This window comes from Microbacterium lacus, assembly GCF_039531105.1.
Classification (GTDB): domain Bacteria; phylum Actinomycetota; class Actinomycetes; order Actinomycetales; family Microbacteriaceae; genus Microbacterium; species Microbacterium lacus.
The window spans coordinates 2217096-2238954 of record NZ_BAAAPK010000001.1; the positions used below are offsets into that span (position 1 = coordinate 2217096).

General features: G+C 70.6%; 15 protein-coding genes. 8 read left to right on the forward strand and 7 right to left on the reverse strand.

Going from position 1 to position 21859, the window contains the following annotated elements:
• Positions 1 to 30 precede the first annotated feature (30 nt).
• Genes crtI through ABD197_RS10615 form a run of 4 tightly spaced genes read left to right on the forward strand, consistent with a single transcriptional unit; the run spans position 31 to position 3170 of the window.
• Positions 31 to 1596 carry a phytoene desaturase family protein gene (gene crtI, locus ABD197_RS10600; protein ID WP_344054304.1) on the forward strand — a complete coding sequence of 522 codons (1566 nt, stop codon included), beginning with the start codon at positions 31 to 33 and terminating at the stop codon, positions 1594 to 1596.
• Position 1597: 1 nt separating this feature from the next.
• Positions 1598 to 1963, forward strand: coding sequence for a lycopene cyclase domain-containing protein (locus tag ABD197_RS10605; protein WP_344054306.1), 366 nt, complete (start codon positions 1598 to 1600; stop codon positions 1961 to 1963).
• The gene (locus tag ABD197_RS10610) at positions 1960 to 2277 is read left to right on the forward strand and encodes a lycopene cyclase domain-containing protein (RefSeq protein WP_344054308.1); all 318 of its coding nucleotides are present in this window, start codon (positions 1960 to 1962) and stop codon (positions 2275 to 2277) included. The genes ABD197_RS10605 and ABD197_RS10610 overlap by 4 nt, the downstream gene beginning before the upstream one ends.
• The gene (locus tag ABD197_RS10615) at positions 2274 to 3170 is read left to right on the forward strand and encodes a prenyltransferase (protein WP_344054311.1); all 897 of its coding nucleotides are present in this window, start codon (positions 2274 to 2276) and stop codon (positions 3168 to 3170) included. Before ABD197_RS10610 ends, ABD197_RS10615 begins: the two co-directional genes overlap by 4 nt.
• 63 nt (positions 3171 to 3233) lie before the next feature.
• Here the strand turns inward: ABD197_RS10615 and ABD197_RS10620 are convergent, their stop codons facing one another.
• Both ABD197_RS10620 and ABD197_RS10625 read right to left on the reverse strand, forming a co-directional pair.
• Entirely contained in the window at positions 3234 to 6140 is a 2907-nt protein-coding gene (locus tag ABD197_RS10620; RefSeq protein WP_344054313.1) for a UPF0182 family membrane protein, read from the reverse strand.
• An 87-nt stretch (positions 6141 to 6227) separates the two neighbouring features.
• The gene (locus ABD197_RS10625; protein ID WP_344054315.1) at positions 6228 to 7364 is read right to left on the reverse strand and encodes a YlbL family protein; all 1137 of its coding nucleotides are present in this window, start codon (positions 7362 to 7364) and stop codon (positions 6228 to 6230) included.
• A 127-nt stretch (positions 7365 to 7491) separates the two neighbouring features.
• Here ABD197_RS10625 and ABD197_RS10630 point away from each other — a divergent pair, with 127 nt between their 5' ends.
• Complete coding sequence (locus ABD197_RS10630; protein WP_344054316.1) at positions 7492 to 8880, forward strand: zinc-dependent metalloprotease; 1389 nt, start codon at positions 7492 to 7494, stop codon at positions 8878 to 8880.
• Between the two features lie 774 nt (positions 8881 to 9654).
• Here the strand turns inward: ABD197_RS10630 and ABD197_RS10635 are convergent.
• Both ABD197_RS10635 and nudC read right to left on the reverse strand, forming a co-directional pair.
• On the reverse strand, positions 9655 to 11418 hold the full coding sequence (locus ABD197_RS10635) for an ATP-dependent helicase (RefSeq protein ID WP_344054318.1): 1764 nt from the start codon (positions 11416 to 11418) through the stop codon (positions 9655 to 9657).
• Positions 11415 to 12314, reverse strand: a complete 900-nt coding sequence (gene nudC, locus ABD197_RS10640; protein WP_344054320.1) for an NAD(+) diphosphatase — start codon at positions 12312 to 12314, stop codon at positions 11415 to 11417. Before nudC ends, ABD197_RS10635 begins: the two co-directional genes overlap by 4 nt.
• A gap of 144 nt (positions 12315 to 12458) precedes the next feature.
• Between nudC and ABD197_RS10645 the strand changes: the two genes are divergently transcribed.
• On the forward strand, positions 12459 to 13763 hold the full coding sequence (locus ABD197_RS10645; RefSeq protein ID WP_344054322.1) for a phosphotransferase: 1305 nt from the start codon (positions 12459 to 12461) through the stop codon (positions 13761 to 13763).
• A gap of 9 nt (positions 13764 to 13772) precedes the next feature.
• Here ABD197_RS10645 and ABD197_RS10650 read toward each other — a convergent pair whose 3' ends face one another.
• Entirely contained in the window at positions 13773 to 17120 is a 3348-nt protein-coding gene (locus ABD197_RS10650; protein WP_344054324.1) for an ATP-dependent helicase, read from the reverse strand.
• Positions 17117 to 20233, reverse strand: a complete 3117-nt coding sequence (locus tag ABD197_RS10655) for a PD-(D/E)XK nuclease family protein (RefSeq protein WP_344054326.1) — start codon at positions 20231 to 20233, stop codon at positions 17117 to 17119. Before ABD197_RS10655 ends, ABD197_RS10650 begins: the two co-directional genes overlap by 4 nt.
• Positions 20234 to 20392: 159 nt before the next feature.
• Between ABD197_RS10655 and ABD197_RS10660 the strand changes: the two genes are divergently transcribed.
• Entirely contained in the window at positions 20393 to 20617 is a 225-nt protein-coding gene (locus ABD197_RS10660; protein WP_344054328.1) for a DUF3107 domain-containing protein, read from the forward strand.
• Between the two features lie 2 nt (positions 20618 to 20619).
• Complete coding sequence (locus ABD197_RS10665) at positions 20620 to 20910, forward strand: hypothetical protein (RefSeq protein ID WP_344054330.1); 291 nt, start codon at positions 20620 to 20622, stop codon at positions 20908 to 20910.
• 12 nt (positions 20911 to 20922) lie between these two features.
• Here ABD197_RS10665 and ABD197_RS10670 read toward each other — a convergent pair whose 3' ends face one another.
• Positions 20923 to 21636 carry a ferritin-like fold-containing protein gene (locus ABD197_RS10670; protein ID WP_344054332.1) on the reverse strand — a complete coding sequence of 238 codons (714 nt, stop codon included), beginning with the start codon at positions 21634 to 21636 and terminating at the stop codon, positions 20923 to 20925.
• Between the last annotated feature and the right edge of the window lie 223 nt (positions 21637 to 21859).

The following is a 21859-nucleotide window of genomic DNA, read 5'->3' on the forward strand; positions in this document are numbered from 1 at the left end:
ACGCACCCACCGACCGCAGAGGACCGAGAAATGGCAGAGCAGGACAAGGGCACCGCTGTCGTGATCGGCGGCGGCATCGCGGGACTGGCCACAGCCGCCCTCCTGAGCGCCGAGGGGTGGACGGTCACCGTCCTCGAAGCCCGCGACCAACTCGGCGGACGAGCGGGATCCTGGGAGCACGAGGGCTTCCGCTTCGACACCGGTCCGAGCTGGTACCTGATGCCGGAGGTCTTCGACCACTTCTTCCGGATGCTGGGCACGAGCGCCGCGGACGAGCTCGACCTCGTTCGCTTGGACCCCGCCTATCGCGTGTACACCGATCCGTCGATGAGCGCGGACGCGCCGATAGACGTGCGGACGGGGCGCGCCGAGGCGACGGCCCTCTTCGAGAGCATCGAGCCCGGCGCGGGTGCGAAGCTGGACGCCTATCTCGACTCCGCCGCGGACGCGTACGAGCTGTCCGTCTCGCGCTTCCTGTACGACACGTACGAGACCACGGCGGGGCTGCGCGATCCGCAACTGCTCAAGCGAGCCGGGCAACTCGCGCCGCTGCTGACCAAAACGCTCGCGGGATATGTCGACAAGCGCTTCACCGACCAGCGACTGCGGCAGATCCTCGAGTATCCCGCCGTGTTCCTCGGCGGCTCACCGTACGGCGTCCCGAGCCTTTACCACCTGATGAGCCACCTCGATCTCGACGACGGCGTGCTGTACCCGCGCGGGGGGTTCGTCGAGGTCATCCGCGCGGTGGAGCGGCTCGCGCGCGCACACGGGGCGACCATTCGCACCGGCGCCGAGGTGATGGAGATCACGACGACGGATGCCGTCGCCACGGGCGTCCGCCTCTCGGACGGCACCCGCATCCCCGCCGACCTCGTCGTCTCCACGGCCGACCTGCACCACACCGAGACGACGCTGCTGCCGCCGGAGCTGCAGACCTATCCACAGAAGTGGTGGGACAAGCGGGTCCCCAGTCCGGGCGCGCTGCTGCTGCTGCTGGGAGTGGAGGGTGAGCTCCCCCAGCTCGCACATCACACCCTGCTGTTCGCAAGCAAGTGGCGCGAGAACTTCGAGGACATCTTCGACGCCCCGACCCGGATCTCCGATCCCGCGTCGCTGTACATCTGCCGTCCGAGCGCGACGGACGACGACGTCGCTCCCGCGGGCAGCGAGAACCTCTTCGTCCTCGTGCCGGTCCCCGCCGATCCCGGTATCGGGCACGGCGGCGTCGACGGTGACGGCGACCCGGCCGTGGAGACCGCGGCAGATCACGTCATCCAGCAGATCTCCCAGTGGTGCGGCATCCCGGATCTGGCCGAGCGCATCACCGTGCGTCGGACGATCGCCCCCGGGGATTTCGAGACCGATCTGCACTCATGGCGCGGCAACTCGCTCGGGCTCGCGCACACGCTCGGACAGAGCGCGGTCTTCCGCCCGCGCAATGCGTCCAGGAAGGTCCGCAACCTCTCCTACGCGGGCACGTCCGCGCTGCCCGGCATCGGCCTGCCGATGTGCCTGATCTCAGCCGAACTCGTGCTGAAGCGCCTTCGCGGCGATCGCTCCCCCGGTCCCCTCGCCGAGCCTGCCCGGGTCTGACGTGCCCGGACTGTACCTGCTCGCGATCCTGATCTCCGCCGCCGGCATCGCGACACTCGACGCACGCTTCCGGCTCGCGCTGTGGGCCTCCCCCGGCCGGACACTCGCCGCCGTCGGCGTCGGCGTCGCCTTCTTCCTCGCCTGGGATGCCGTCGGTATCGTCACCGGCGTGTTCCTCAAGGGCGACAGCCCCTACTTCACCGGGATCGACATCGCCCCGGAGCTGCCCCTCGAGGAGCTCTTCTTCCTCACCTTCCTGTGCTACCTCGGGCTGGTCGCGTGGGCGGCGGGAATGCGCGTGCTCGCGCGCCGGGCGACGCAGCCCGGCACCGACGCGCCTCCGTCGCAGGGTGGTGAGTCGTCGTGACCTATTCCCTGATCGTCATCCCGTTCGTCGTCGTGACGGTGATCGTCACCCTCGCCACGCTCCGCCGGCCGGCGTTCGGCCGTCGCATGGCGGCATCGGCGATCTCGGCGGCCGTGCTCCTCGTGCTCACCGCCGTGTTCGACAACGCCATGATCGCGGCCGGGCTCGTCGTGTATCCGGAGGAGCATCTGAGCGGATTGCGCATCGGCTTGGCACCTTTGGAAGACTTCTCGTATCCGCTGTGCGCGGCGTTCCTGGTTCCGGCCGTATACACGCTGCTCACACGGAAGACCCCCGAGGAGAGACACGCATGAGCCAGTCGCGCACCCCCCTGCGGGTGAGCACGATCATCGGTCAGCTGTTCGTGGCCTCGCGTCCGGTGAGCTGGGTCAACACGGCGTATCCGTTCGCCGCCGCGTACCTTCTGGCGACGCGTCAGATCGACGCCACCCTGATCATCGGTGCGATCTTCTTCCTCATCCCCTACAACCTCGCGATGTACGGGATCAACGACGTCTTCGACTACGAGACCGACCTGCGCAATCCGCGCAAGGGCGGTGCCCACGGGGCGGTCCTGGACCGGAGGATGCATCGCATCACGCTGTGGGCGGCGACCGTGTCGTGCCTGCCGTTCGTGGTGTACCTGCTGATCGTCGGCTCGCCGGCCTCCTGGATCGTGCTGGCGGCGAGCCTGTTCTTCGTCGTCTTCTACAGTGCCCCTCCACTGCGGCTGAAGGAGGTCCCGTTCGCGGACTCGGTGACCTCCAGCATCCACTTCTTCTCCCCCGCCGTGTACGGGCTGGTGCTCGCCGGTGTCGCCTGGACGTGGCAGCTTGCGGCGGTGATCGTCGCTTTCGCGCTCTGGGGGGTCGCCTCCCATGCGTTCGGTGCCGTCCAGGACGTCGTCGCGGACAGGGAAGCGGGGATCTCGTCGATCGCGACGGTCCGCGGAGCGCGCTGGACGGTGTGGTTCGCACTGGTCTGCTACGCGGCCGCGGGCGTCATGATGCTCACGACCGCGTGGCCGGGACCCCTCGCCGCGCTCGTGCCGTTGCTGTACATCGCGACCGTCTGGCCCTACCGCTCGATCACCGACGACACGGCGGAGACCGCGACGAAGGGGTGGGGTCGGTTCCTCTGGGTCAACCAGATCGCCGGATTCGTCGTGACGCTGCTGATCATCTGGTACGCGCTGCTCACGGCGTAAGGCGTCTGGACAGCGAAGAAGGCCCCGCACCGATCGGTGCGGGGCCTTCGTCTCATGCGGCCGTTACTGCTCGCCGAGGGCGAGGAGCGCCTCGACCGCCGCGGTCAGGCGCTTGTCCGCCTCCGCGAACGCGGTCAGGTCACCGGCCTGCAGCGCCGCCTGTCGGTCCAGGATCGCCTGTCGAGCCTCCTCCAGCGCTGCCTGGTAGTCATCGGTCGGCGGCGTCGTGGGCTGCGGATCCGTCGTCTCACCCGGAGTCGGCGTCTCGGTCGGCGACGGCGTGGCGGGCACGTCGGTGTCGCCGGCATCCGCTCCCGAGTCACCGCCGAACAGCGCGTCCAGCGCCTCGTTCAGCGTGTCCTCGAAGGCGACCTCGTTGCCGAAGGCCACGAGCACCTTCTGCAGCTGCGGAAGCTGCGTCCCGCTGGAGGCCTGCACGAAGACCGGCTGGACGTAGAGCAGTCCGCCGCCGACGGGAAGAGTCAGCAGGTTCCCGTTGATCACTTCGGACTGACCCTGCTTCAGCAGGTTGATCTGCGACGAGATCAACGGGTCCGAATTGAAGGTGTTCTGCACCTGACCGGGGCCGGGGATCGTGGTGTCGGCATCCACCACGAGCATGCGGAGCTTGCCGTAGTCCTCACCCTTCACGCCCGCCTCGCTGCCCGCATTCGAATCGACGGCGAGATACCCCATCAACACGTTGCGGGATGCCGTCCCCTCGGATGCCGGGATGAAGCTCGTGAACATCGAGTACGTCGGCTCGTCCTGTCCGGGCATTTGCATCGTGAGGTAGTACGGCGGCTGCAGGACGGTGTCCTGCTGCGGGTCGTTCGGCGTCTGCCACGCGTTGTCGCGCTGGTAGAAGGACTGCGCGTCATCGACGTGGTAGACGCCCAGCGCGTAGCGCTGCACCTTGAACAGGTCGGTCGGGTAGCGGACGTGGCTCATCAGGTCGCCGGACATCTCGCTGATCGGCTTCACCGTCGACGGGTACACGTTCTGCCACGCCTGCAGAATCGGGTCCTCGTCGTCCCACGCGTACAGCGTCACCTTGCCGTCGTACGCGTCGACCGTGGCCTTCACGGAATTGCGGATGTAGTTGATGTTGTCCAGGGCGAAGCGCTGTGCCGTCGTCGTCGAGTCCGAGATCGCCTGTTGCAGGCTCACCGTCGTCGAGTACGGGTAGTTCGAGCTCAGCGTGTAGCCGTCGATGATCCAGACGATGCGACCGTCCACGACGCTCGGGTACGGGTCGCCGTCCAGAGTCAGGTAGGGGGCGGCCTTCTGCACGCGCAGGCTCGGGTCGCGGTCGTAGAGGATCTGCGATTCCTCGTTCACGTTGTCCGAGAACAGGATCTGCTCGGACTGGAACTTCAGCGCGTAGATCAGGCGGTTGAAGACGCTGCCCACGCTCGGCCCGCCGTCGCCCGTGAACGTCGTCTTGGTCTCGCTCGAGCCCTCGTCCGTGCCGCGCGGGTAGTCGAGCTCGACCGGCGCGGTCCCTTCGGGCGCGCCCACGATCGAGTAGGTCGGCGAGAACTCGCCGAAGTACACGCGCGGTTCGAAGTTCTCCTGATCCGACAGGAAACCCGCCGCCGGGATGCCGCGCTCGAGGAACACCGGGTCGCCGTCGGTCGTGCGGTCGTTGCCCTTCGCGGCGACGACGCCGTAGCCGTGCGTGTAGACGAGCGTGGTGTTCTGCCACGACGCGGCCGCGCCGAGCTGGTCCATGTTCAGCTCACGGACCGATACGACCGTGTCCTGGGAGACCCCGTCGATCTCGTAGCGGTCGACGTCCAGCGGATCCGCGAACTGGTAGTAGCCGCGGAACTGCTCGAGCTGCCGAACGGTGGGGCTGATCACGGCGGGGTCCATGATGCGGATCTGCGCGGTCGTGGCGGCGTCTTCGCGCAGCGCGCCGGCCTCGGCATCCGTCGTCGCCTGGAAATCGCTCTTCTCCAGGTCGGCGATCCCGTACGCCTGCTGGGTCATGTCGATGCCGCGCTGGTAGAACTCTCCCTCGAGGGCGAACTGGTTCGGTCGAACCTGGAAGGTGTTCACGACCCAGGGATAGCCCACGCCCACCACGATCGCGGAGACCACCAGGAGCGCGGTCGCGATGAGCGGGTAGCGCCAGCGGCCGATCACGGCTGTCACGAAGAAGAGGATCGCGACGATCACGGCCACGACGGAGAGGATCGTGAGCCCCGGGATGATCGCGTTCACCCCGGTGTACCCGGGCCCGGTGATGCGGTCGCCCGGCTCGACGAGGGTCTTGTACCGGTCCAGCCACAGGCTCGCGCCCTGAACGAGCAGGTACAGCCCGGCGATCACGGCGAGCTGGATGCGCGCCGCCTTGGAGATGCGCAGCTCGCGCTGGCCGATCCGCACCGAACCGTACAGGTACGACACGAGCGCGGTCACCAGAAGACTCACGAGCAGGACGGCCGAGACGAACCCGAGCAGCGCACTGTAGAAGGGCATCGCGAACAGGTAGAAACCGGTGTCCAGCTGGAACTGCGGGTCGGTCACGCGCGTGGCGACACCGTTGAACCACAGCCACGTGGTCTCCCACTGCGCGGACGCGGCGAAGCCCGAGAAGAAGCCGAAGAAGACCGGGATGCCCCACATCGCGAGACGGCGAAGCGGCTCGACGACCTCCTGGTAGCGGTCCAGCTGCGAGCTGAGGCGCGCGTACACGGGTCGCAGGCGGTAGGCGAGCTGGATCGCGAGCCAGACCGGCACCGCCATCCCGAGGAAGCCGACCACGAACATCACGACCCGCGCGGTCCATTGCGTCAGCAGCACGGACTGGAAGCCCAGCTGTGCATACCACTGCCAGTCGGCGTAAAGGTTGGCGAAGATGAAGAACGCCACGACGAGCGCGGCGATGATCGCCAGCGAAATCGCGATGACGCGTCGGGAGCGGGAAGGCGTGGCCGGTGTCGGCGCTGAGGTCGTGGTCACCCCTCAATCCTAGGCGGGCGGTTCTGGGCGTACGCCGTGGGATCGACCTACCGGCGCCGAGAGTTGCGCTGTGGGCGAATCCTCCGCTCAGCCGGCGGTGCAGGCCGGCAGAGCCGCGAGATCCGCCGCGTCGCGCTCGGGGTCGGCGACGACCTCGAGCACGTCCAACGCGTCGTCCAGAGTGGCGACCGAGAAGACGCGGAGCCCGTCCGGCACGTAGCCGACGACCTCGTCGCAGTTGTCGGCCGGAGCGAGGAACCAGTCCGCGCCCGCGCCCACCGCGCCCCACATCTTCTGACGGATCCCGCCGATCGGTCCGACGTCGCCCGCGGCGTCGATCGTCCCGGTGCCGGCGACGTTCTCGCCGCCGTTGAGCTGGCCCGGAGTCAGGGTGTCGATGATCCCGAGCGCGAACATCATCCCGGCGCTCGGTCCGCCGACGTTGTTCAGCTGGATCGTGACGTCGATCGGGAACTCGTAGTCGTTCGTGAGCTGGATCCCGAGCAGCCACACCTGCTCGCCGTCGATCTCGGTGGAGCGCGGAGTGACCGACACGGTCCGCGCACCGCCGTCGCGCTGGATCGCCAGGTCGACGGGGGCGCCGTCGCCGTCCGCCACGATCTCGCGCAGCGTCGCGGCATCGGTCACCGTCGTGCCGTTCGCCGCCAGGATCACATCCCCCTCCTCGAGCACGCCCGCGGATGCCGAGTCCTCGGTGAGTGAATAGACCTCCAGCTGCGCCCCCACGTCGTAGCCGAGCTCGGTCAGGGCGGCGGCGGTCGCCTCCTTCTGCGAGTCCACCATCATCGCGGCGCTCTGCTCGTTGCGCTGCTGGGTGCTCTCGCCGTCGGGGAAGACGGTGTCGATCGGAAGGACCGCCTTGCTCGGGTCGAACCATGCGGTCGCGAGCTCGAACCACGAGGGCGTGCGCTCGCGGCTGCCGACCACCTGCACCGTGAGCAGGTCCAGCGCTCCCTCCGTCGGGAACGTCTCGGCACCCTCGACGGAGATGAGCGGCACCTGCGTGCCCTGTGTCGACTCGGTCGTGCCGAGGGTGTTGTACACGGGCCCCGGGCGCTGGATGACGTAAGACGTGGGCAGGAAGGTGATCACGAGCAGCACCGCGAGCGCCACGGTGAGGGACCAGACGCCGGCGCGCATGCCGCGCGACATGCGACGCCGCGGGGCGGGCGTGATCGTCACGTTCTCATCGAACAGCGTCACGAGAGACCTTTCTGTACGTGGTCGTTCGCGACCGGCGTACAGCGGGAGGGTCCCCGGCCCGGAAGTGCGATGATCCGTGCGACTAGCGTAGAGCGCGAGGTCATGACCCGGCTGAAAGGCGGCTGAAGTGGCAGAATCCGACGACGAGCAGAGCCCGCAGGACCAGTTCCAGGAGCTCATCCGGCAGCTGTTCGGCGGGTCCGGAGCCGAGATCGATCCCGAGCAGCTGGCGAGACTGTCCGGCATGGGCATCGACCCGGCGATGATGCAGACCGTCATGCAGCACCTCCAGGGGGCGTTCGCCGCCGGTGACGAATCGGGCAGCGGCATCTCGTGGGACATGGCCGCCCGGCAGGCTCTGCACATCGCCAACCAGGACGGCCTCGGCATCTCCGCCGGAGAGCGCACCGACCTCGACCAGGCGTTCGCGCTCGCGACGCTGTGGCTGAGCGAGGCGACGACGATCTCCGATCTGTCGTCACCACCGCGCACGCTCACGCGTGGCGCGTGGGTGGAGGCGACGCTGCCCGTCTGGCAGGAGCTCGCGGAGCCCGTCGCGACCAGCATCTCGGACGCCCTCACTGCGGCACTCCAGGAGCAGGCACCCGAGGAGATGCAGGCGCTCGTCCAGGGCGCGGGCCGGTTGATGCGGACCGTCGGCGGCTCGCTGTTCGCGTCGCAGCTCGGCCACGTGGTGGGCAACCTGTCCAAAGAAGTCGTCAGCGGCGGCGACGTCGGCATCCCCCTGCTGCCGGCGGGCGAAGCCGCGATCCTCCCCCAGAACTTCGCCGACTTCGGCCGCGACCTCGAGATCCCGCAGGACCAGCTCGCGCTGTACATCGCGACCCGCGAGCTCGCACACGCACGACTGTTCCGCCACGCCCGCTGGCTGCGGCTGCACGTCCTGTCGCAGATCACGGACTTCGCGCGCGGCATCCACGTCGACACCGATGCACTCGAAGAGCTCGCGACCCGCTTCGACCCCTCCGAGCCCGACGAGCTGCGCCGCGCCCTCGAGAGCGGCGCGCTGCTGCCGACGCGGTCCGATGCGCAGAACGCGGCGCTGACGCGACTCGAGAACCTGCTCGCGACGATCGAAGGCTGGGTGGACGTGGTCACGGAGGACGCGACCTCGCGGCTGCCGTCGGCGGCGCGGATCGCCGAGGCCGTCCGGCGCCGGCGCGCGGTGGGAGGACCCGCCGAGCAGGCGCTCGGCTCGCTCGTGGGACTGGAGCTGCGGCCGCGGCGGATGCGCGAGGCGGCGGCCATGTGGCGCGCGGTGACGGATGCCGTGGGCGCGAGCGGCCGGGATGCGCTCTGGGATTACCCCGATCTCATGCCCGCCGCGGAGGACATCGACGATCCGGGAGCGCTCGTGGCGCGCCTACAGGCCCGCTCCCGTGGCGAGGAGCCGGTGCGCGACGAGATGGACGACGCCCTCGAGCGCCTGCTCGCCGGCGAGGACCCTGGGCAGCCCCCCGCAGATGCCGAGCCGGAGGATCCGCGCCCGGTCTGACCGACCGCATCGACTTCTCCCCAACCTCGCTACGGGAGCATCCCGCGCAGTGGCCTGTGGAGAACGCGCCGCGCGCGGGTGCGGTCTTGCAGAATCGGCCCATGCTGCTCCGACTGGACCCGGCTCACCCGCCGCTGTGGCGCTCCGCATCCACACTGCAGTTCGGTGCGGACGCCGTCGCGGTGATCGAGGAGCCCACACGCTGGCAGCAGCGTCTGATCGCGGAGCTCGAGCGCGGCATCCCGGACGGCGCACTGGATCCGGTGGCGATCGCGCTCGGTGCGCCGGAGCGCGCCGCCGCGCCGTTCCTCCGGCGCATCGCCGCGGCTCTGTGGGTCCCCGCGGCCGCGTCGCCGCAGCTGCGGGTGCAGATCCCGTCCGGGCTCGCGATCACGCACACGGAGACGCTGCTCGACGCCTTCGCGCAGACCGGCGCCGAGTGCTCCCGCAGCGAATGGTTCGGCGCACCGGATGAGACGGTGAAACCCGGTCCGCCGGTCGTCGTGGTGGCCTACCACCTGGTCGAACCCCGACGCATAGCCCCTCTCATGAGCGCCGACGTCACGCACGTCCCGCTGATCCTGACCGGCACGGGTGCGCAGATCGGGCCGGTCGTCGTGCCCGGGCGCACGGCATGCCTGGCGTGCGTCGCCGCCCATCGCCGGGACGCCGACGACGCATGGCCGCAGATCGCGGCGCAGCTCCTGGGTCGGCCCGCACCACCGGTGTCGACACCGATCCTCGCCGAAGCGGCGTTCGCGGCCGTGCGGATGATCAGTGAGCCCGTCCACGATCCGGGCGCGATCCCGTCCACGTCGCTGACCCTCCACGCGCGTTCCGCGCTCCGCTCGACGCTGCCGCACCGGCCGCACGCAGAGTGCCGCTGCCGATCTCTCGGAGGAAGCGCGACGGCTGTCGGTCGCGAAGTCCTCTCGACCATGACATCGTCAGGACTCGGCCGGCCCGCGTGATGCCGACGTATGCGAGGCGCCGTTCTTCGTCCGCCTGTTCGAACGTGGTCGCGTAGCTGATCGGCAGCAGCCCCTCGGCGAGGCCGAGCAGGTGCACGTACGGCCATTCCAGCCCCTTGGCCGCGTGCAGTGTCGCCAGGGTGACGGTGCGCAGCGCAGGCTCGTGCTGGGTGCGCGCACGCGCCTGCAGCTCGTCGGTGAACTGCCGCAGACTCGTCCCGGCCGGCGACTCCTGGGCCAGACGGAGAATCGCCGCCCGCGCCTCCCAGGCGTCGCGCAGGGCGCCGCCGGCCTGGGGTGGCTCGTCCGTGAACCCGAGCGAGCGAAGGACGTCGCGCACTGCATCGATGAACCCGCTCTCCAACGGCGCCACCGACGCGCCGCGCAGCGCCATCACTGCCTGCCGGACCTCCGGCATGTCGAAGAACCTGCGTCCGCCGAGCACGCTCGCGGCGATCCCGCGCTCTGCGAGCGCGCGGACGAGTTCCGGCGACTGGGAGTGGGCGCGGTACAGCACCGCGATCTCGCGCGGGTCGACGCCCGCGGCGATCCGGACGGCCACGGCCTCGGCCACGCCCGCCGCCTCGGCGGCATCGTCCTCGTACGCCGTGACCGTCGGTGGTTCGGGTCCGCGTTCGGCGCGGGCGGGCGCCAGCTCGAGCGCTCCGGGACGTCCGCGCATGAGTTCGTTCGCGACGGCCAGGATGGCGGCATCCGATCGGTAGTTGGTCTCCAGCCGCACGACGCGCGCGTCGGGGTGGGCAGCGGCGAACTCGAGGAGGAAGCGCGAGTCTGCGCCGGCGAACGAGTAGATCGTCTGGCTCGCGTCGCCGACGACGCAGATGTCGCGGCGGTCGCCCCGCCAGAGCTCGAGCAGACGATGCTGCAACGGCGACACGTCCTGGAATTCGTCCACCGTGAAGTGGCGGTACTGCTCGTGCACGGAGGCGAGCACGCGAGGTTCGGCCTCGAGCATTCCGGCGCACGCCAGGAGCACATCCTCGAAGTCGAGCTTGCGGCGCTCGTCCTTGAGCTTCTCGTAAGCACGCTGCAGGTCCACCACGCGCGAGACGTCCAGTCTGCCGACGCCCGAGGGTCGCGCCGCCGCGTACTGGTCGATGCTGAGCATCGACACCTTGCGCCACTCGATCTCCGACGCCACGTCCCGCAGGGTGGCGGTGTCGGGTTCGAGTCCGATGCCGTCCGCCGCGTGCGCGAGCAACCGCACCTTGTTGTCGACGATCGACGGGGCGGTGTCCCCTGCGACCGTCGGCCAGAAGTAGTTCACCTGCGCGAGAGCCGCCGCGTGGAAAGTGCGCGCCGCGACACCGTCGACGCCGAGCGCGCGGAGGCGACCACGCATCTCGCCGGCCGCTTTGGCGGTGAAGGTGACCGCCATCACGCGGCCGGGCGAGTACGCGCCGGTGTCGACGCCGTGGGCGATACGGTGCGTGATCACCCGGGTCTTGCCGGTTCCGGCGCCCGCGAGGACGACGAGGGGTCCGCGCAGCGTCGTCACGGCCTCGCGCTGACGCTCGTCGAGTCCGGCGAGAGCCCGATCGCTCATGCCGAGCCTGCGTACCACTCGGAGATGAGCCGGTGCGCGATCGAGGCGGGACCGGGGAGCAGCAGCTCGCTGCGGCCCGCCAGACCCGCCCCGATCTCGTCGCGCCCGAACCAGCGCACCGCGAGGATCTCCTCGCCGTCCGCCTCGGCGGCGGAGTCGTCGGCGGCCGTGGCGAGGAATCCGAGCATGAGCGACCGCGGGTACGGCCACGCCTGCGACCCGCGGTAGCGCACGTCGACGAGATCGACACCCGCCTCTTCCCGCACTTCGCGCGCCACCGCGTCCTCGAGGGACTCGCCCGCCTCGACGAAGCCCGCGAAGCACGAGAACCGCTCGCCCGCCCACATCGCATTCGATCCGAGCAGAAGCCGATCCGGATGCCGAGCGCTCGTGATCGCCACGATCACCGCGGGATCCGTGCGCGGGAAGTGCTCGCGACCGCACGACGGGCAGTGGCGCGCCCACCCCGCCGAACGGATCTCGGTCGACGCTCCGCACGCCGGGCAGTGCGGTGCCTCGCGCAGCCAGCGGCCGAGACTCAGAGCCGTGACGAACGCCCCCGACTCGGGGTGTGAGAGTGCACCGCCGACAGCACGCAGCGACGCCCACCCCGCAGGAGCCGGAAACGGATCGTCGTCAGCACTCGCCAGGACCGCCGTCAGCAGCGCCGCTCCGTCCTCCGCGCGCCCGAGGAAGGCCCACTCCGCGCCCCCGGGAACGGCGGCCGGGCTCACCCAGTACAGAGCATCAGCGTCCGACAGCGGTGCCCGGTCGCCCTGCAGCACGAGCACGCGGCTGCGCTCATCGGCGCGCGCCGCCTCGAGGAAACCGGGCACGGCACGCTCTTCGGCCGCCCGATCCAGCCCGACGGCTCGTGTGCCCTTTGACGGCGTCATGACCGATCCTCTCCGCCGTGATCCGATGTGCAGCGTGCGGGCGCGCAGATTGTCGTGCGGTGGATGCGCGACGCCTCATCGCCGCGGGCGACAAGCCGGGCGTGGCGCGGGGGCGCAGGCCCTCGGCCGACCTACCCTGGGCTCATGGCACGCTCACCCCTCACTCTAGCCGCGTCCGTGACCTCGGCTCTGCCCCGAGTGGGCGTGATCGGCGTCGGTGTCCTGACCGAAGGAACCGCCGGCCGATACGATGCCGCCGTCGCCGATCTCGACGACGGGCGGAGAGTCGTCGTCCGCGCGGCGTCCGACGCGGACGCCGATGCCGAACTCGCCGCCCAGGCCCGAGCGCTGCGCGCGCTGACTCCCGGTGTCCGCGGTCTCCTGCCCTTCCGTGCTCCTGAGCTTCTCGGCGAGACGGGCCTCGGCGACGCACGGGCGCTCGTCGTCGACTTCCTCCCGGGGTATCGGGTCGACGCCGCGCACCTGCCCTCAGGCCGCGGGGCAGCCACCTCGATCGGGGAGGCCCTCGCGGCACTGCACGCCCTGCCGCTGTCGATCGTGCGCACGGAGGGCCTGCCGGTGCGCACCCCACAGCAGGTGAGGGACGACGTCTCGCGTCTGATCGATCGCGTCGAGCACACCCGCTCGGCGCCCGTCAACCTCCTGGCACGGTGGCGTCGCGCTCTGGACGACGAGCGGCTGTGGCGCTTCGAATCCGCCGTCGTCCTCGGCGGCGCCGGTGCGGCGTCGTTCCTGTTCGAAGACATCGCCGACGAACCGCGCGTGACCGGGGTCCTCGAATGGCACGGACTCTCCGTCGGCGACCCGGCGACCGACCTGCAGTGGCTCGCCTCCGCGCCCGCGGCCGCGGAGGATGTCTACGCCGCCTACGTGGGTCACAGCGAACGCGCCCCCGATCAGCTCGTGCGGTCGCGAGCGCGTCTGTACGCCGAGCTCGAGTTCGCCAAGTGGCTCGTGCACGGGCACGACACCGGTCGCCAGGACATCGTGCAGGATGCCGTGAATCTGCTCGAGTCCCTCGCCGCCGGCGTGAGCGACGACGACATCGTCTCCGCGTCGGCACTCGGGGTGGACGACGCGCTCGCGCTCTTGGATCGGGTTCCCGACGCGCAGGCGACGACGCTGGACACCTCGATGCACACCGACGCGTACGATCCCGAGGAGCTCGCCCTGTGGGTGAGCGCCGAGGAGGACTCGGCGGACACGATCGAGGTCGACGCGGTGCAGCTCGGCGAGGATCCGGAGCCCGATCGGCGTGCCGCCGACAGGACCCCGACGACGCACGATGACACTTCGACCGCACCGATCGACATCGGCGCATTCCGCAGACCCGCCGCCGACGACGGTGACGACGGGGGCGACACGGACGCGCAGGCCGACGCGGAGCGCGCCTCCGACGCGGCGCTGCGTCGCTGGCTCTCGGACTGATCTCCGGGTCTAGGCCCGGAGCACGAGATCGTGCGCGACGTAGTAGAGCGCGACGTCGATCTCGTCGAGGGCGACTCCGTGCTTCGCGTGATACGCCCGTCGGTACAGCTCGAGCTGCAGCATCCGCTCCTGCGTCTCGGCGGCGGTGCGCGGCGGAGCGCCCGTCTTCCAGTCCACGATCTCGATGCGTCCGCCGCGGTCTTCGCGCCGGTACACCGCATCGAGCTTGCAGATGATGACGTGCGGCCGTCCGTCCAGCGTGTCCGTCTCGGTGAAGTCGATCTCGGTCTCGACCTCGATCGGTCGCAGCCCACCCCATTCGGACGCGGCGAACGTGGCCTGCAGCGCTGCCAGGAGTGCAGCGTCTGATTCGGGCGAACTCTCTGCCTCGTCTTCGCCATCGGCCTCCCACAGCGCGTCATCGAGAGACCCGGCGGTGCCGACGAGTCCGGACCGGTGCTCGACCCACGCGTGGAAGAGCGTCCCGAGGCGCGTCTGCCGATACGGCCGCTCGGGTAGCGGTCGCGCGAGTTGCGCGACGGTCCCGTTGTAGTCCGAAACGAAGTCCTTGTACCGCGAAGCGGCGATGCGTGTCGGGGCGCCTTCCCGCGGCGGATGCTGACGCGCCTCGCGTTCGGCGAGCAGGAGCGCCGCATCCCGGTCGGGTTCGGCGCGCGGCGCGTCCGAAGCCGCTTCGACGGCGCTCACCGCTCGCCCCACGGCCGCGCGGCGCGCGCCGAGCGGATCGATCGGCCACTGCAGGACGCGCCGCTCGCCGAGGTACGGATCCTCCCCCGGCTCGTCCTCGGAGACCTCGACCTGGAGCGCAGCGGCGATCTCGTCCCAGAACATGCTCCGCGCCCGCGGGCGCTTCGTCCCGGACCAGCTCGAGCCGCTGAGGAGCAGATGATCACGGGCGCGCGTGACGGCGACGTACGCCAGGCGCCGGTCCTCGGCGAGCTGGCGCGCCCGGTTCGCGGCGGTGAAGTCATCGATCGCAGCCTTGAGGTCCTGCTGCGTGGGCGCGGCATCCCGCTCCCACTGCAGCGCAGGCAGCCAGCGCGCGTCCCCCCGGAAGGAGTAGGGCAGGATGCCGAAACCCAACCAGCCTTTCGTGTCGCGCGGCGCGCTGGGCAGCTCGTCGCGGACGAGCCGGACGACGGCGACCGCGTCCCACTCGAGACCCTTCGACCCGTGGATCGTGAGCAGCTGCACCACGTCGTCCTCGGGGGGTTCGGTCCGCGGCGCGAACTCATCCCGCTGCTCGGCATGGTCGAGCCAGGCGAGCAGGTTCGCGATCGAGCCCGTTTCGTCGGCCGCGAGGAATCCGTGCAGCTCGTCCACGAACGCGCGCAGCTGCGCTGAGGCGATGCGGGCCGGCCCCCGCGACTCATTGGCGGCCAGCTCGATGTCCAGCCTCAGCTCCAATTCGATGAGTCGAACAAGGTCGGGAACGGGAAGACCCACCGCGCGGCGCAAGCCGCTGAAGACGGATGCCGCCTCCCGCAAGCGCTCGCGCGCGTCTGGAGTGAAGCCCTGCAGCCACCCGTGATCCTCACGGTGACGCAGGAAGAAGTCCAGAGCGTCCGGGAGGGACCCGCCATCGTCGTCGGCGCTGGAACGGATGCGCTCGACGACCTCCGGGGCCAGAGGCTGCAGCGCCGCGTCGTGCCGCGCGAGACGGCGCGCGAGCGCGGCGAGTTCGCGCAGATCCGGCAGGCCGATGCCCCACCGCGGCCCTGCGAGGAGCCGGATCAGCGCGGACCCGGCCGACGGGTCGCTCAGCACGCGGAGCGCGCTGACGACGTCGACCACTTCCGGGGTGGACAGGAGCCCGCCGAGTCCGAGGATCCGGTGCGGGATGCCGCGGCGTCCGAGCGCATCGCCGAAACGCACCATGTGCTTCTTGCTCCGGAACAGGATCGCGCCGGTCGTGCTCCGGCCGCGGCGGCCGCGCTCGGCGCGGACGTGCGCGAACCACGCGGCGACGCGTTCGGTCTCGGCATCCAGATCACTCTCGAAGACGAGTTCCACCTCGCCGTCCGGTGCACCCGGCCGCGCGCACAGCTCGTCGACCGAGACCGCGGCGGACGCCGCGAGCGGCGCCAGCACGGCGTTGGCCGCCCTGAGTACCTGTGCGCTGTTGCGCCAACTCGTCAGCAGCGAGTACTGCGCGCACTCCCCCGCGGACGCGAATGCAGAGGCGAAGCCGCCGAGGTTGCCGGCGCTCGCCCCCCGCCAGCCGTAGATCGCCTGATGCGGGTCGCCGACCCCCATGACCGCGGTGTCCGCGAACAGGGTCGCGAGCAGCTCGGTCTGGATGACCGAGGTGTCCTGGTATTCGTCCAGGAGGACGACCCGGTAGCGCTCGCGGAGCTCCGCGACGACTGCCGGGTGCGCACGGATGACTTCGACCGCCCCCGCGACCTGGTCGGAGAAGTCGAGGACGCCGATACGGCGCTTCTCCTGCGCATACTCGCGCGCGAGGCCAACGAGCATCTCGAGGGCGGCCACTTTGTCGTCCGCTTCGGCGACGTCGGCATAGACGATCGTGCCGCGGCGCACGGACGGGCGGTCCACGACGTCGTGGAAGCGCGCGGGGAAGGCGGCGAGGTCGTCGAAGGACACCAGGTTGTCCACACCGTCCCGCGCGATGCGCAGCGCCGCATCGATGATGCTGCGGATCGCTTCGGTCCTCGTCTCGAGCTGAGGATCGTCGGAGGCGAAAACCACGCGACGCATCAGCAGCCACGCCGCGGACTCGGACAGTATCACCGCGTCGGAGTCGCGACCGATGCGGACGGCGTGCTCACGGACGATCTGATCCGCGAAGCTGTTGTAGGTCGAGACGACGGGCCGATGGAGGAGGGCGTCCTCGTCCGGAGCCTCCGGTCGCGCACCGACCTCCGTGGCGAGCTTCGCCATGATCTCCGCACGTGCGGCGACCGCTTTCGCACCGTGCGCTCCGGAGCGCTCGAGTTCGCCGAACACGTCGAGATGCCCGGCGCCGTGCAGCTGCGGAAGCGCCCCCAGCAGCCCCCATCGCTCGAACTCCGCGAGTCGCTGCAGCCGCACCTGGATCCGCTCCGCAAGCTCGCCGGCGGCTTTGCGGGTGAACGTGAGACCCAGGATCTCGTCGCGCCGCACCAGCCGGTTCGCCACGAGCCAGACGACCCGACCGGCCATCGTCTCGGTCTTGCCGCTGCCCGCGCCCGCGACGACGAGCGCCGGCTCCAGCGGTGATTCGATCACGGCGGTCTGCTCGGGTGTGGGCGGAAACTGGCCGAGCGCCGCGGCGATCACCGCGGCGGACAGCGACGCGGTCGCGACCGGCGCCGGAGCGGTCGAGCCGCTCACGAGGCGCTCACCGCGGCGATCGTGTGGATGCGGCACAGTCCGTAGGAGTGCTCGTCGCGGCAGTGCTCTTCGTAGGCGGCCGTGAAGGACGTCCCGCGCATCACCCCGATCGCCGCGCGCAGACGCGTCAGGAATGCCGCGCGGCTCACATCGTCGAACGGTGCCTGCCAGGGCGTGGCGTAGTCCGCCCGCGCTGCGGTGGGGCGCAGGACGAGGAGCTTCGCGCCGCCGGCCGGAAGCCCTGCGGCCGAGGGGATCGCGCCCGCCTCGAAGGCGAGCTGATACGCCGCGAGCTGCGGGTTGTCGGTGACCTTCGCGTCCGTCTGCGGCTCGCGCTTGCCGGTCTTCAGGTCGACGATCACCACGCTCCCCTCCGGCGAGCGCTCCACACGGTCGATGTACCCCGAAAGGATCGCGCCGTGCGCCGTCGGCTCCTCGTCCTCCAGAGGGATCGGGACCTCGAAGTGGGGCTCCGCGCCGATCAGAGTGCCGCCCGCCGCGTCGAACCGCCGCAGGTAGAGGTGGAGCCGTCGTATCAGGTCCCGGGCCCGCGCCCGCTCGGCGCGATCGCGCCACTCCGCCTCGAACGTCAGCTCACCCCACCGCGATTCGACTTCGGCCCACAGCGTCGACTCGTCCGTGTCCGACGCATGTTCGAGCGCAGCGTGGATGATCGTGCCGAGACCCGCCGTGGCGCCACCCGGATCGCCGCCCAGATCGCCGATCACCCAGTTCAGCTCGCACTCCTCGAGCGTGTGCAGGCGCGAGGGCGAGACCCGCACGTCCTCGACCGCGAGATCGCGGAGCGGTCCGGTCGAAGTGGGCGGAGCGACACCGAACCATTGCGACGGGGCGGCACCCGCGACCCCGGCATCGGCGAGCACCGCGAGCTGCTCCGCCGCGTGGACTGCGCGCGATCCCGTCGGCGCGGTCGTCAGGGTGCGCCGATGTGCCGCCACCAAGCCGCGCAGCGACAGCGGGTGCTCCACGGCGTAGGGCTCGGGATCAGGCAGCAGCTCGAAGAAGACGCTCGGTCCGGTGTCGTCATCGTCGACGGCCGTGACGACCACTCGCGCACGCGCACGGGAAAGCGCTCGGGCGAGGAGCCGCAGCTCGTCGTGCATCGCCTGACGACGTCGGTCCAGGCTCGACGCCGCCCCGCCATCGGCACGGGTGGCGGCATCCGCGAGTCGCCACGTGTCCAGAAGCGAGCCGCGCAGACGGGTGTTCGGCCACACCCCCTCCTGCATCCCGGCGACCACGACCGTGTCGAACTCCGTTCCCAGAGCACCCGCGGGCGTGAGAACGCGCACAACCTCACCTCCGAGCGGGGCGTCCAGGCGATCCTCGGCGACGGTGCTGTCCAGGATGCTGCGCACGAAGACCCGGGGATCGGCGTCCATCGAGCGCTCCGCGAAGCGTTTGGCGGCTTGGAAGAGCGCGACGACGGCGTCCAGATCGCGGTGCGCCTGCTCGGCGAGCGGACCGAGTCCGGCGGCCGTCTGGCTCCAGGCACGCTCGAGACCGCTGCGCTCCCATGCGGTCCACAGCAGCTCGTGGGCGCTCGCCCCGCGCGCGATCTCGTCACGCAGCACCGCGAGCGTGCGGGCGAGCACCGCGGCGCGACGGGCTTCGCGCGTGTCGACGAGATCGAACTCGATGGGGTTGCGCATCGCGGACAGCAGCAGGTCGCGCCCGGACGTCGCCTCAGGAACGCCGTCCTGCGCCCGGAGTGCGACGTGACGCAGTGCCGAGCGCACCCGGCGCAGCTCGATCGAATCCAGACGAGTGGTCATGCCCCCGAGCGCGTCCGCGGCATCCTCGAACGTCCACTCGTCGCGCGCGGCGAGGTCGAGAAGTCTCAGCAGATCACGCGCGGGGGCCAGCGTCCCCAATGGCCGGCCCGGCCCGCTCGAGCGCGTCGGAACCTCCCGCGCGGCCAGTTCGGATTCGAGCTGGGTGATCTGGCGCGTGTCGTGGGCGATCACGGCGCACTGCGACCAGGGCACGCCGTCGTGCACGTGGCGTTCGCGCAGCAGTCGCGCGATCGCGTCGATCTCCTCCGCCGGTGAACGCAGTGTCAACGCGCGGACGGACGTGTCGGCGACGGCATCCGAGGCCGCCCGCCGATGGGCGACGACTCCGACGGCACCGATGCGCTCGGTCACCCGGCGAACCGTCTCGGCCTGCCACGCCGTGCCACGGTGCACGTGGCGCAGCACCGAGACCGGCCCGAGGCTCATCGCGAGACGCGAGAAGTTCTCGGCCGTCGCTCCTCGGAAGGCTCCCGAGCCGACATCGGGATCACCGAAGGCGAGCACCGCGATGCCCCGCGCCCGACAGGCCTCCAGCAGCTCCACGCCACCCAGCGTGAGCTCTTGCGCGTCGTCGACGAGGATGACGCGCTGAGGCGGGACGAGCGCGGGCTCGGCCGTGCGGACGACGCCCACCGCCTCGCGCACGAGGCTCGCCGCATCCCGGTGAGCCCCGCGCATGTCGGCGCGCACCTGCAGGTAGTCGGCGTAGAAGTCCGCGACCGCCGGCCACGCCTCCACGCGGTGCGCCGCGCCGAGCGTCCGCAGCCGGGCGGGGTCGATCCCGAGTGTCGTGCACTCGGCCATGAAGGCGCGCACTTCGGCGCGGAAGCCGGCCGTCGACCGCACGGCGGCCGGCAACGCGTCCGGCCAGCGGATTCGTCCCGCGGCTTCGTCCTCCGCGTCGCCGTCGAGCAGATCGTGGATGATCTGGTCTTCGTCGCCCCCGGTGAGCAGCTGCGGAGGGGGGTCCCCCGCCGCGACGGATGCCGCTCGGACGAGCTGGAACGAGAAGGAGGCCACCGAGCGGGCCATCGCGCCCGAGGTCGCCTGCCCGACGGCGATCGCGAGACGGTCCCGCAGCGCGGTCGCAGCCTGCCGCGACGGCGTCAGGACCAGGACGGAATCCGGATGCAAGCCGGCGTGGACGAGGGACGCGAGCCGGGCGATGATCGTGGCGGTCTTGCCGCTGCCGGGGACGCCGACGACGACTCCCGACGCCGTCGCGGGAAGCCCGATCACCGCGGCCTGGTGCGGATCGGGATCGAACGCCGCGCGCTCACCCGACCTCTGCTCCATGCCTTCGACGCTAGCCGGAACCGCCGACACCCGGCGTTCGCCGAGAGCGTGTCGACCACGGCCGGACGGGGTGGGGCCGTGTCGTAGAGTTGCCATGCGCGCCGGGGTTCCGGGCGCACGAGGCCACGGGGCACGGCCCCGCCGCAGGAGGTTATTCACGTGGAGATCCGCATCGGCATCACGAACACCGGCCGTGAGCTCAACTTCGAGACGAACGAAAGCGCGGCCGACGTGAAGAAGGCCGTCGCGACGGCTCTGGATGCGGGTGCGACGCACCTCACCCTCGTCGATGCGAAGGGCACGAGCTACATCGTCCCCACCGCGAGCTTGGCTTACGTCGAGCTCGGCACGGAAGAGACCCGTCGGGTCGGCTTCGTCGCCTGATCGTGCAGATCCTCCTCGCCCTCATCGTCGGCGCCGCGATCGGCACGGCCGCGCACTTCCTCGCGTCCGATCGGGCCACTCGGGGCACGGCTCTCGGGCCCGTGCTCGGCGCACTCGTCGCCGGCGCCGCGTGGATGATCCTCACCTGGAGCGGTCTGGGCCTGGACAGCGTCTGGCTCTGGCTCTCGGCGTTCCTCGTGCCCGCCGTGGTGGTCTACCCGGTCCTCTCGCTCCTCGCCCGCTCGCGGACGACGCACGACGCCCGTGAGCGAGCACGATTGAAGATCGGCTGATCCGGTCCGGCCTCAGGCGGCCAGACCCATCGCGTCCATCCGGCGCGAATGGGCGCCCATCAGATCGGTGAACACCGGCTCGACCTTCTGCTCGTCGGCGATCCGGAGCGTCGTGGGTCGCAGCGCCGCCCGCGCGATCAGCAGGGTGTCGCCGACGAGACGTCGTCCCCACATCGCCAGAAGCGACTTCCACTCCTGGTCGCTCGCGATCGTCGCGCCGATGATGTCCACGATCGCCTGTCGGTCATCGTCCGCCTGCAGGATGCGGGCGACCCGCCGACCCGTCTCGCCGTAGCTGGCGGACAGCGCGAGATAGAAGTCGTCGAGCATGCCCGCGGTGATGTGCACGGACAGCATCGTCTCTTGCGGACGCACTCCGTGAGTGGCGCGGCGGAAGGCGTCCAGCGGCTCCCGGAAGGGAAGCATGATGCTGGTGGGATCGTCGCCGCGCTCCCGGATGAGGGCGACGATCTCCTCGTGCTTGCGCAGCGCCGCGCCGGCAGCGCGCGACAGCGACTCCTTCTCGGCGAGCTCGGGAGTGGAGGCGATGAGCTCGGACAGCGTCTCGAAGTACCCGAGCTGGAGGTAGGCCGCCTGTCCGAGGAACGTGTCGATCTCGGGCGCGAGCTCTTCGAAGTCCACGCGATGCGCATCGCCGACCTGGTCGCGAGATCGCAGCTGGAGCTTTCGCGCAGCCGGGCGCTGCTGCCAGAACCACTTCACCACCCCCTCAGCATAGGTGTGCGGCATCCTGCGCGCGGAGGTGCGCTGCCCCGCGACCGGTGAATACGGCATCCGCGCACGCGAGCCGGTATCCTGGACGTCGTCCCCGGCATCGGATCGGGGCTCCCGCGCCTGTGGCAGAGAAAGGGCGTGGATCCCACCCCCGCCCGCGCGGCGAATGATCCCGCGCCCGGGCACCACGAGGCAGCATCTCACTGCCGGACAG